The organism is Collinsella sp. An271 (assembly GCF_002159695.1).
In the GTDB taxonomy this organism is placed as follows: Bacteria; Actinomycetota; Coriobacteriia; order Coriobacteriales; family Coriobacteriaceae; genus Collinsella; species Collinsella ihumii.
The window spans coordinates 1-9,235 of sequence record NZ_NFJE01000025.1; the positions used below are offsets into that span (position 1 = coordinate 1).

At 66.1% G+C, this 9,235-nt stretch carries 11 protein-coding genes; 5 read left to right on the forward strand and 6 right to left on the reverse strand.

Features of this window, described 5'->3' with window-relative positions:
* Nucleotides 1–324 precede the first annotated feature (324 nt).
* From B5F74_RS11980 to B5F74_RS12000, 5 genes are all read right to left on the reverse strand, one after another.
* Nucleotides 325–1,050 (reverse strand): ABC-2 transporter permease, encoded by a 726-nt coding sequence (locus B5F74_RS11980; RefSeq protein ID WP_087202783.1) that lies wholly within the window; start codon nucleotides 1,048–1,050, stop codon nucleotides 325–327.
* Entirely contained in the window at nucleotides 1,051–1,974 is a 924-nt protein-coding gene (locus tag B5F74_RS11985; RefSeq protein WP_087202785.1) for an ABC transporter ATP-binding protein, read from the reverse strand.
* Nucleotides 1,975–2,013: 39 nt separating this feature from the next.
* The gene (locus tag B5F74_RS11990; protein WP_087202787.1) at nucleotides 2,014–2,382 is read right to left on the reverse strand and encodes a GntR family transcriptional regulator; all 369 of its coding nucleotides are present in this window, start codon (nucleotides 2,380–2,382) and stop codon (nucleotides 2,014–2,016) included.
* 329 nt (nucleotides 2,383–2,711) lie between these two features.
* Nucleotides 2,712–3,203, reverse strand: a complete 492-nt coding sequence (locus B5F74_RS11995; protein ID WP_204212599.1) for a GNAT family N-acetyltransferase — start codon at nucleotides 3,201–3,203, stop codon at nucleotides 2,712–2,714.
* Between the two features lie 79 nt (nucleotides 3,204–3,282).
* Nucleotides 3,283–3,714, reverse strand: a complete 432-nt coding sequence (locus B5F74_RS12000; RefSeq protein ID WP_087202791.1) for a hypothetical protein — start codon at nucleotides 3,712–3,714, stop codon at nucleotides 3,283–3,285.
* A 321-nt stretch (nucleotides 3,715–4,035) separates the two neighbouring features.
* On the opposite strand from B5F74_RS12000, the gene B5F74_RS12005 reads away from it, so the two are divergent.
* From B5F74_RS12005 to B5F74_RS12020, 4 genes are all read left to right on the forward strand, one after another.
* A complete protein-coding gene (locus tag B5F74_RS12005; protein ID WP_087202793.1) occupies nucleotides 4,036–4,761 on the forward strand; it encodes a response regulator transcription factor in 726 nt (241 codons plus the stop codon).
* Nucleotides 4,762–4,900: 139 nt separating this feature from the next.
* The gene (locus B5F74_RS12010; RefSeq protein ID WP_087202797.1) at nucleotides 4,901–5,899 is read left to right on the forward strand and encodes an ATP-binding cassette domain-containing protein; all 999 of its coding nucleotides are present in this window, start codon (nucleotides 4,901–4,903) and stop codon (nucleotides 5,897–5,899) included.
* 80 nt (nucleotides 5,900–5,979) lie between these two features.
* Entirely contained in the window at nucleotides 5,980–6,852 is an 873-nt protein-coding gene (locus B5F74_RS12015) for a hypothetical protein (RefSeq protein WP_087202798.1), read from the forward strand.
* Nucleotides 6,853–7,237: 385 nt separating this feature from the next.
* The gene (locus tag B5F74_RS12020) at nucleotides 7,238–8,149 is read left to right on the forward strand and encodes a HAMP domain-containing sensor histidine kinase (RefSeq protein ID WP_087202800.1); all 912 of its coding nucleotides are present in this window, start codon (nucleotides 7,238–7,240) and stop codon (nucleotides 8,147–8,149) included.
* A 274-nt stretch (nucleotides 8,150–8,423) separates the two neighbouring features.
* Here the strand turns inward: B5F74_RS12020 and B5F74_RS12025 are convergent, their stop codons facing one another.
* Nucleotides 8,424–8,882, reverse strand: a complete 459-nt coding sequence (locus B5F74_RS12025) for a GNAT family N-acetyltransferase (RefSeq protein ID WP_087202802.1) — start codon at nucleotides 8,880–8,882, stop codon at nucleotides 8,424–8,426.
* Between the two features lie 118 nt (nucleotides 8,883–9,000).
* Here B5F74_RS12025 and B5F74_RS12030 point away from each other — a divergent pair, with 118 nt between their 5' ends.
* On the forward strand, nucleotides 9,001–9,153 hold the full coding sequence (locus B5F74_RS12030) for a helix-turn-helix domain-containing protein (RefSeq protein ID WP_239283482.1): 153 nt from the start codon (nucleotides 9,001–9,003) through the stop codon (nucleotides 9,151–9,153).
* Nucleotides 9,154–9,235 lie beyond the last annotated feature (82 nt).

A 9,235-nucleotide genomic window follows, 5' to 3' on the forward strand; every position in this document is an offset into this window, starting at 1 on the left:
GGGCGGGGCGTTGCGGGGTCAATCGATCCTTCCCGTACCGAAAAGTGGCTAATTATTTCTGATTTGCTGTCAGGCGGGCTGGGCGATGGTGTCCGAACCAGCCGATATGGCTGCTTTGGCTGGAATTTCCGGCGATATCCGGGGTCGAATCGCCCAGTGCAGGACCCTCCCGAGGGCAAGAAGCCGTAAATGCGCGGGTTCTTGCCCGTCTGCAGGGGATGCACGACAGCAGAATAGAACTAATTAGCCACTTCGATACGGCGGGCTGCGCGGAGTGCTGTCCGCGCGGCCCGCTGGGACGGTTGTGCCCAAGGCATCAGGGTGCTACAGCTCGCGGCGCTCGTAGAGCCTGATCGAGATGGCCGCGGAGATGCCGAGGATCAGGAATACGGCGACCAGGGACACGGCAAGGCTCGTGATCGCACCGAAGGGCGTCTCGATGAAGGCGGAGACGGCGCTGAGCGCATCGGCGATGCCGGCGAAGTTTCCAAGGCCGCCGGTCGCGCCGAGGATCATCATGGGCCCGATGAAGAGGATGACGCTGATCATCGGGATCCATTGGGTCGCTTTCGTCTGGCCGAAGCGCAGGTAGACCGGCGTCTCGATGGCCGCGATCCCCGATCCGATGACGGCGCACAGCGCGCAGGAGAAGACCATGGCCTGGATGTTGTCCTGCGTGAGCCCGAACGTCGTCGACAGGTCGCCCGGCAGCGGCGCCACCGTCGCGATCGCGGCGAGCGCGGTGCCGCCGACAAGCCCCGCGACCATGCCGATCAGGCCGATGGTCGCGATCATGCCGTAGCGCCCGATTACGACGTCGCGCCTGCTCAGGGGCATGGTGAGGCGAAAGAGCCCCCAGCCGTTCTGCTCGTCGTAGGCCGATGTCGCGAGCGCGCCCATGATGAAGTACATGCAGGTGAGCACGCCGGGCGCGGCGACGATGCTCCCCATGCCGACGCAGGTGCACGCGGCGACGAACACGCCCAGCGCGAGGAGCTGGCGGGCGTACTGGTGCATGACGGTCATTTCGATCTGGTATGCGCGCTTCATCTATCGCACACCGCCTTTCAGGGTGAGGGTGAGGTAGTCGTCGATCGTCATGTGGTCGACGGGGATGTTCGGGAAGCGCTCCGCGAAGGCGAAGCGGTCGGGCACGAGCAGGTCGATGCCGTAGTCGTGCTTGCGGTAGCGGATTGCGCGCTCGGGGATGATGCCGCTCGCGGCGACGGCCTCGAAATCGGCCACGCGGCAGCGGGCGACGCCCATCTCGTCGGTGATCTCGTCCTTTATGAGGTTGAACACGATGCGGCCGTTCTCGATGCACACCACGCGGTCGGCGATCTTCTCGAGATCGCTCGTGATGTGGCTGCTCATGAGCACGGCATGGCCGGGTGCGGCGACGAACTCGCGCAGGCGGTCGAGCACCTCGTCGCGCGCCATGGGGTCGAGGCCCGCGGTCGCCTCGTCGAGGATGAGCAGGCGCGCGCCGTGCGACAGGGCGCAGGCGAGGCTGAGCTTCATGCCCATGCCGCGCGAGAGGTCCTTGACCGGTTTTGTCGGCTCGAGGCCGAACTCGCGCACGAGCTTGTCGAAGGTGTGCTGGCTCCAGCCCGTGAAAGCGCGGGCGTGCATGCGGCCGATCTCGGAGATGCGCAGGTGCCCCGGAACGGAGACGGTGTCGAACACGACGCCGATATGCTCCTTCGCGGAGGCGCCCGCCGACGTGTGCGCGAGGGCGTGCACGTCGGTGCCGAGCACGCGCGCCGTGCCGCCGTCGAGCTCGATGAGGCCGAGCAGGGCCTTGATGGTCGTGGACTTGCCGGCGCCGTTCTGTCCGACGAATCCGACGATCTCGCCTTCCTCCACGGTGAGGTCGACGCCGTCGAGCGAGAAGCCGTCGTAGTGCTTGGTGATGCCGTGCGCCTCGATGAGGGGCGCTGCGGCGATGGTGCTATCGGGTGCCATAGATGACATGGCGGGTCCTTTCTGCGGATGCGTGGTGCGAGCTTGCGGTCACTCCAGCTCAAGGGCGAACATCTCGGTGAGCTCGCCGTCGGTGAGCCCCATGGCGCGGCCGGCGTCGATGGCGCGCGCCATGTGCGCCTCGACCTGGCGGAGCTGCTCCTCGCGGATCAGCTCGGCGTTGCCGCCGGCGACGAAGCTCCCCTTGCCCTGGACCGTCTCGATGAATCCTTCGGATTCGAGGTCGGCATAGGCGCGCTTTGTGGTGATGGCGCTTACGCGCAGGCTATTGGCGAGCGCGCGGATGCTGGGGAGCTGCTCTCCTTCGGCGAGGTCGCCGGCGAGGATCGCGGTCTTGATCTGGTCGCAGATCTGCTCGTAGATGGGCTTGCTGCTTGCGTTCGAGATGATGATTTCCAAGTTGCGTGTCCTTTCGTGCGTCCCGCACGGGGCGTCCCTCGGCGGGGTGCCGCGCGCTCGGGCGTCCCCGGACGGCGGCAGGGACGGCAACGGACGTCTTCGCGTCGTCCCTCTGGGCATAGTGTATATACCCGATAGCTACAGTATATACACACCTATGCACAGTGGCAATGAGCGATGGGATTTTTTCTCCGCCGGGTCAAGAAAGCAGGAGACCGGCCCGGGGCCGGCAGTGCAAATCGGGGGACGTACCTGCTGCGTGCATTTATGCACGCGGAAGGTACGTCCCCCGATTTGCACTGCCCGCCAAAGGTTCTGAGGGGCTTTCTCTACAGGTCCTTGAGATAGAAGAGGTCCATGGTGGAGTGGACGGCGGTGGCGGGTCGGTCGACGCGGCGGTAGCCGCAGCGCTCGTACAGGCGGACGGCCTCGTGCAAGCTCGTATGCGTCTCGAGGTAGACGCGCCGGTAGCCGAGCTTGCGGGCATGTCCCTCGACGGCGTCCAGCAGCGCACGGCCCAGGCCCCGCCCGCGCTCGCTCTCCACCAGGTAGATCTTCTGGAGCTCGCAGCAGGCGCCGAGCCCCTCGTACTCCGCGAGGCCCGCCCCGCCGAGGATGCGCGCCGCGTCGGCATCCTCCATCACGAAGTAGGCGCGGCGCCCGGGACGCGAGGCGTAGAAGCGGCTCAGATGGTCGAGCTCCGGGTCGAAGTACGCGGTCCCTGGGATGTCCAGGCGATACGCCTCGAGGCAGGTGCGGATGATGGCGGCGACGGCGGCATCGTCGGCGGGTACGATCGGGCGGATGAGGGTGCTGCTCACGATATGCTCCAGTGGGGGACGGGTGCGGCTTTGTGCCCCGCGCGTGCGTCGGGGCGGGTGTCGCAGGGTGGCGGGATGGCTATCCGGCGCGCTGTTCGCCGGGGCCGCGGTCATCGTCGCCCGGCTTCGCGTCGAGGCGGATGCGGCGGCTGCGGGGCCGATGCGCGTCTCGTTCGGCCCTCTTCAGCCGCTCGACGGCTGCGAGCGCGCTCGCGCCGAGGTCCTCTTCGCATCCGTCGCTCCCCGCATCGGTTCCCGCGGTCCTTCGCTTGGCGGCGTGCCTCCGTTTGGCCTCCGCGACGCGCTTCAGCGATGCGCGCTGGCCGCGCAGGATCAAGACGAGCGCAACGATGATGATGAGCACGTAGCCCAGGCCGTCGAAGTCGAAGTAGACGACCGTGCCCTCCGAGGTGACCTCCTGCTTGAGGCCGATCTCGGCGTAGGCGCACGCGGGCGCGAGCAGCGTGACGACGCCGGCTGCTGACACAAGCGCTGATAGCGGACCCCTCATGGCGGCACCCCTTTTCCATTGCCCTGCTTGACGTATCGTAGCGCAGCCGCGTGGGCGGCGAGGGCGGGGACGGACGTTTTTCCGGCTAGAAGCGCGCCCACGATGGCGCTCATGACGGGGAAGTTCAGCCAGATGCCCGAAGTGCAAATCGGGGGACGTACCTTCCGCGTGCATTTTTGCACGCGGAAGGTACGTCCCCCGATTTGCACGCGCGGCGGGTGCCGGTTTTCGGTTTGTGGGCGTATCGGTGCTGTCAAAACGGCGCGGCCTGCGTCACAATGGGGGCGAAAGGACCGCCGTAATCGTTGCGAGGAGTTGGACATGCCGGGCGTTCGCGTGCTCATCGTCGAGGACGATGCCGATATCAATCAGATCGTCGCCACGCACCTGGCGCGACGCGGCATGGCCTGCACGCAGGCGTTTTCCGGGAGCGAGGCTCGCCTGCTCATCGGGGGCGGCGAGGGCGCGCTTCCCTTCGACATCGTGGTCTCCGACCTGATGCTTCCCGGCATGCCGGGTGAGGAGCTCGTCGGGCTCATCCGCGAGCGCGACGCGCGCGTCCCCATCATCGTGATCTCCGCGCGCACGGCCGCCTCCGACCGGATCGATCTGCTCAAGCTCGGCGCGGACGACTACCTCACCAAGCCGTTCGACTTGGACGAGCTCGTCGCACGCATCGAGGTCCAGCTGCGCCATCGCGGCGTTTCCGCATCCGACGGCACGGGTGACGGCACACGGCCCGCTGGTCCCACGCTGCGCTTCCGCGCATGGGAACTCGACCCTGAGGCGCGCACGTTTTCCGCGGACGGGCGGGGAGTCGAGCTCACCCGCATCGAATTCAACATCCTTCAGGCGCTGATGGAGCACCCCCGCCGCGTGTTCTCCAAGCAGGAGCTGTTCGAGCGGGCGTGGGGCGAGCCGTACACCGCCGACGACAACACGGTGAACGTGCACGTGTCGAACATCCGCGCCAAGCTGCGCGCGACGGGCACCGAAGCCTACATCAAGACCGTGTGGGGCATGGGGTTCAAGCTGCAGGAATCCTGACACGGGCGCTTCTTTAACCTTTCTTAAACCTTGGAAAAGACTTGCTCAAAGGTCGTTTTCCATACTCATGCATGAGCAGCGGGGAGAAGGCGACGCGCAGACGCCCCGCTGCCGCAGGATGCACGAGATAGGAGCAACCATGAATGTGATCGATATCCGTGGTCTCACCAAGCGCTACGGGAAGATGTTCGCGGTCGACCGCCTGGATATGCATGTGGCCGCGGGGGACATCTACGGCTTCGTGGGCAAAAACGGCGCGGGCAAGTCGACGACGATGAAGATGATCGCAGGGCTTGCCACGCCGAGCGCCGGACAGCTCGCGCTGTTCGGCGAGGACCGCTCGCGCGTGGCGGGGAGCTTCTCGGGAGCGCCCTCGCGCATCGGCGCCCTGATCGAAGAGCCGGGCGTGCTGCCGAACTTCTCCGCGACGGAGAACATGATGATGAAGGCGCTCGCCATGGGCGTCGTCCGCCCGCACGAGCAGGTGGACGACCTGCTGCAGCTCGTGGGGCTCGAGGGCGTCGGCCCGCGCAAGGCGAAGAAGTTCTCGCAGGGCATGAAGCAGCGGCTGGGGCTCGCGCTCGCGCTTGTGGGCTCGCCCGACCTGCTGCTGCTCGACGAGCCGTTCAACGGCATGGACCCGGAGACGACGCGCGACCTGCGACGGGCGCTTGTGCGGCTCAACCAGGAGCGCGGCGTGACGATCGTGATTTCGAGCCACGTGCTCGACCAGCTCATGCGCGTATGCACCCGGTTCGGTGTCATCGCAGGCGGCCACATGGTGCGCGAGTTCACCGACGAGGAGCTGCATGCGGCCTGCGGCAGCTCGGTCCGCGTGAAGACGGCGGATCCGGCCCGCGCCCTCGCGATTCTGGAGGAGCGTCTGCCGGGCGCGACCTTCCGCGTGGATCCCGACCAATCGATCGTGATCGCCGGCGGCGCGCGCTCGGCGGCCTCTTCGTTCGGAGGGGCGTCGAGCGACCCAGCTGCGTCGGGCGCGCCCTCGGTGGAGGACGTGTCGCGCGTGCTGCACGACGCCGACCAGGTGGTGCTCGAGCTCACGGTGCTCGAGCGCGACATCGAGGACTACTTCGTCGAGCTCATGGACGGCGGGACGACCGCAGGGAACAGGGGGTAGCGCGATGCTGGATTGCCTGATCGACTTTCTGCTCGAAATCGTTCCGTCTCTGTTCTCCCGTCGCAAAGGAAGGTAGAACTATGCTGAACCTCATCAAATCCGACCTCTACCGCATCACGCGCGTCCGCGGCCTGCGCGGCAGCTTCTGGCAGTACGGGCTGGCCATCCTCGTGGTGTACGTGTTCCTCGTGGGCGTGGCGCTCTTTGCCAAAAGCCAGGTCTACGCCTCGCTCACGGGGGCGGCGGATCCCATCCCGTCCGATTTCTCCTCGTACACCGAGTTTCTTGCGAGCATGACCGGCAGCCTCGTTCCGCTCTGCGTCTGCTTCATGGTGGTCGAGCACTCGCTGCAGGAGTTCAAGAGCAACTACGTGCGCAGCGTGCTGAGCGCCCGCGGCGGCAGGCTGTCGTACTTCGGCAGCAAGGTGGTGTTCGCGGGCGTGCTGTCCGTCGTCATGCTGCTGCTCTCTGTGGCGCTCTCCACCGTGGGCGCATGGATCGGCGGGTACACGTTCGGGAGGCTTGACGGTCCGGTTGAGCTGCTGGGATGGTTCGTCGGATTCTGGATCAACATCTGGGCGCTCGCGGTGATCTCGCTCGTCGTCGCGTATGCCACGCGCGTCAGCCCCATGAGCTACATCTTCGCATTCTGCTTCTGCGGGGGTGTGTTCCCGAATCTGCTCCGGAGCATTTCGTACCTAGCGCGCATGCTGCCCGTGCTCGAGGTCCTTCGCCCCGTTCTCGAGACGCTTGCCGCATGGATGCCCTCCTCGTCGTTGGAGAACCTGGCCGCCGGCGGCCGGCTGTTCGGGATGTCGAGCGCCGACATCTGGGGCCCCTCGTCGCTGGCGCTCACCGTCGACCCGGGTATCCAAGCACTGCTCACGGGCGTCATCTGGATCGCCATCGCCAGCGCGGCCGTGCTCGCCATCGCCCGCAAGCGCGATATCTAGGAAATCCGGCCAATTCATTCCGCAGGCGCCCGTCCCCGTGGCGGGCGCCTGCGGATCGGGACCCAGCGGAGGCTGCGGGCGGAATAGTTGCTGAAAAATCGACGTTGTAGACGGCTCAAATCCGGACCTGCCCAAAACGGCACCTGCGGCGCCGGCGTTTCCGCAGGTAGCACCTTCGCGGGAAGCGCGCATTTCGGGGCATTCGGAAACGAGCCGTCTACAACGTCGATTTTTCGGCAATTCTTGGGGCCGCAGCCTCCACTGAGCTTCTGAAAGCGGTCCGCTGGCTGTTTTGCGGGCAGCGGCCCTTCCTGAACGCCGCCGTTCAAGTAAGCTGGAACGGGCGCTCGTCCGAGGAGGCGGGACCCGCGGGAAAGGGGATGCCATGGAGACGGAGAATATCTCCCTGTTGCTGCTCGTGCTCGGCCTTGGCATGGGCCTGGTGCTGGCGAGCGTGCGCTATCTCGGCGAGATGCACCGCATCGCACGTTTCCTGCGCGGGCGCGACGAGGAGAGCAACGTGCGCGTGGCGGCGGGCGGCGCGCCCGGTGTCACCGATCTTGCCGACGCCATCAACGCGGAGCTCGATCGCAGCGCCCAGGCGCATGTCGAGGCGATGCGCCGTCAGCAAGAGTTCCAGCGCGACCTGTCGGCGCTGTCGCATGACATCCGCACGCCGCTCATGGGGGCGAAAGGCTATTTGCAGCTCGCGTGCGACGAGGAGGACCCGGCGGCGCGCGCCCGGCATCTGGAGGCGGCTGCGAGCCGCATCGACACCACGACCGAGCTGCTCGACCAGCTGTTCGCCTATACGAAGTCGACCGATCCCGACCTTGTGCTCAAGATGGAGCCGGTGGCGCTCAAGCCCTTTGTGGAAGAGGTGCTGCTGGGGCAGTACCCCGCCTTCGAGGAGCGCGGCTGGGAGCCGGCGGTCACGTTTGGCGACGCGGCCGTCACGGTCGAGGCGGATCGGGAGGCGCTCTCGCGCATCTTGACGAATCTGGTGGTGAACGCGCTGCGTCACGGGATGGCGGCGCCTACGATCGGGGAGCGTCGAGAGGGCGATCGCGTGGTCCTGAGCATCGCGAATGCCGTCTCGGATCCGGCGGCTATCGATGCCGATCGGCTGTTCGACCGGTTCTACCAGGCGGATTCGTCGCGCGGTGCCAAGGGGAGCGGCCTTGGTCTGTCGGTCGCGGCGAATCTGGCGCGCGCCATGGACATGGAGATCTCCGCATCGCTTGCAGGCGACGTGCTGGCGGTCACGCTCGCCATGCACATGCTGGGTGGTGCGTAGCGAAGTGGGGGTCGATTGCTCTCGACCACGCCTGCGGGGGCGTGAAAAACGTGCATATCGAGTTTGGCATTGTTTTTCGGTGCGGATTCTCCACATGCGCCGTACCCTTCAGCATTTGCCCAGTTGAATCCTGCGGCTTTGCCGAGGGGTATGGCGCCTGTGGGGTGCGGGCACCGAAAAACAATGCCAAACTCAGCCTACCTCCTCGGTGGGTTTTGCTTCGAACGGATTTTTATGCACGAGCTTTTTCGCTACCTGCTGGTTTGCTGAAGGTCTATGCATGACGAAAACCAGGCCTGCCGCCATCCGCGTCCCACGTCATCTCGTATTCGACCGCGCCGGTCTCCCCGTCTGTGCCCTCGTTGCGCACGGTGAACCCTTCGCGCAGGTAGAACGCGACGGCGCGCGGATTGTCGCGGTAGACGTGGAGCGTGAGCGCCCGGTGGCGGCGCTTCGCCTCGTCGAGCAGCGCCTTGCCGATCCCGTGCGACCGGGCGTCGGCGCGAACGAAGAGGCCCGCCACGTAGTTGCCGGTCAGGCCGATGAACCCGTCGACGTCGCCAGTTTCCGGGTCGACATGGACCAGCACGTCGGCATGCGGCAGCTCGCGTCGGACCCCTTCGTACGCGGCGCGCCAGTAGCCTTTGGGCACGAAGGGATGCGCCTGCTCGTTGCCATCGAGCCACAGGTTCATGACGGTGTCGAGGTCGGCGGGGGAGAGGGATCTGATCATAGGGGCTCCATACGCGTTTTTGGGGACATGGGTTGCGGCACCCATTGTCGCACGGCGCAAGCGGATTGGCGGGATTGCCAAGCGGATTTGCTCGCCTGGAGGCGCCCGTCGCGGGACAATGGGAGCGATCAGAACGGACGGGAGGTCGCCCATGATTTCCGACAAGCTCGCGGCGCTGCGGCGTCGCGCCGGGAAGAGCCAGCAAGAGGTCGCCGCCGCCATCGGCGTGAGCCGGCAGACCGTGTCGAACTGGGGGACTGAGGGGGTATAAGCACCAAGGAGCGTTTCGCAACAAAAAGCATCGTTATCGCAGGTAGAACACCGTTTTTCGGACTGATGCGCACAACGCAAGA

Coding starts and splice junctions, on each gene's coding strand:
- B5F74_RS12000 (WP_087202791.1), bottom strand. CDS start 3,714: ATGAGGGGTCCGCTATCAGCGCTTGTGTCAGCAGCCGGCGTCGTCACG.
- B5F74_RS12025 (WP_087202802.1), bottom strand. CDS start 8,882: ATGATCAGATCCCTCTCCCCCGCCGACCTCGACACCGTCATGAACCTG.
- B5F74_RS11985 (WP_087202785.1), bottom strand. CDS start 1,974: ATGTCATCTATGGCACCCGATAGCACCATCGCCGCAGCGCCCCTCATC.
- B5F74_RS12020 (WP_087202800.1), top strand. CDS start 7,238: ATGGAGACGGAGAATATCTCCCTGTTGCTGCTCGTGCTCGGCCTTGGC.
- B5F74_RS12010 (WP_087202797.1), top strand. CDS start 4,901: ATGAATGTGATCGATATCCGTGGTCTCACCAAGCGCTACGGGAAGATG.
- B5F74_RS12030 (WP_239283482.1), top strand. CDS start 9,001: ATGGGAGCGATCAGAACGGACGGGAGGTCGCCCATGATTTCCGACAAG.
- B5F74_RS12015 (WP_087202798.1), top strand. CDS start 5,980: ATGCTGAACCTCATCAAATCCGACCTCTACCGCATCACGCGCGTCCGC.
- B5F74_RS11980 (WP_087202783.1), bottom strand. CDS start 1,050: ATGAAGCGCGCATACCAGATCGAAATGACCGTCATGCACCAGTACGCC.
- B5F74_RS12005 (WP_087202793.1), top strand. CDS start 4,036: ATGCCGGGCGTTCGCGTGCTCATCGTCGAGGACGATGCCGATATCAAT.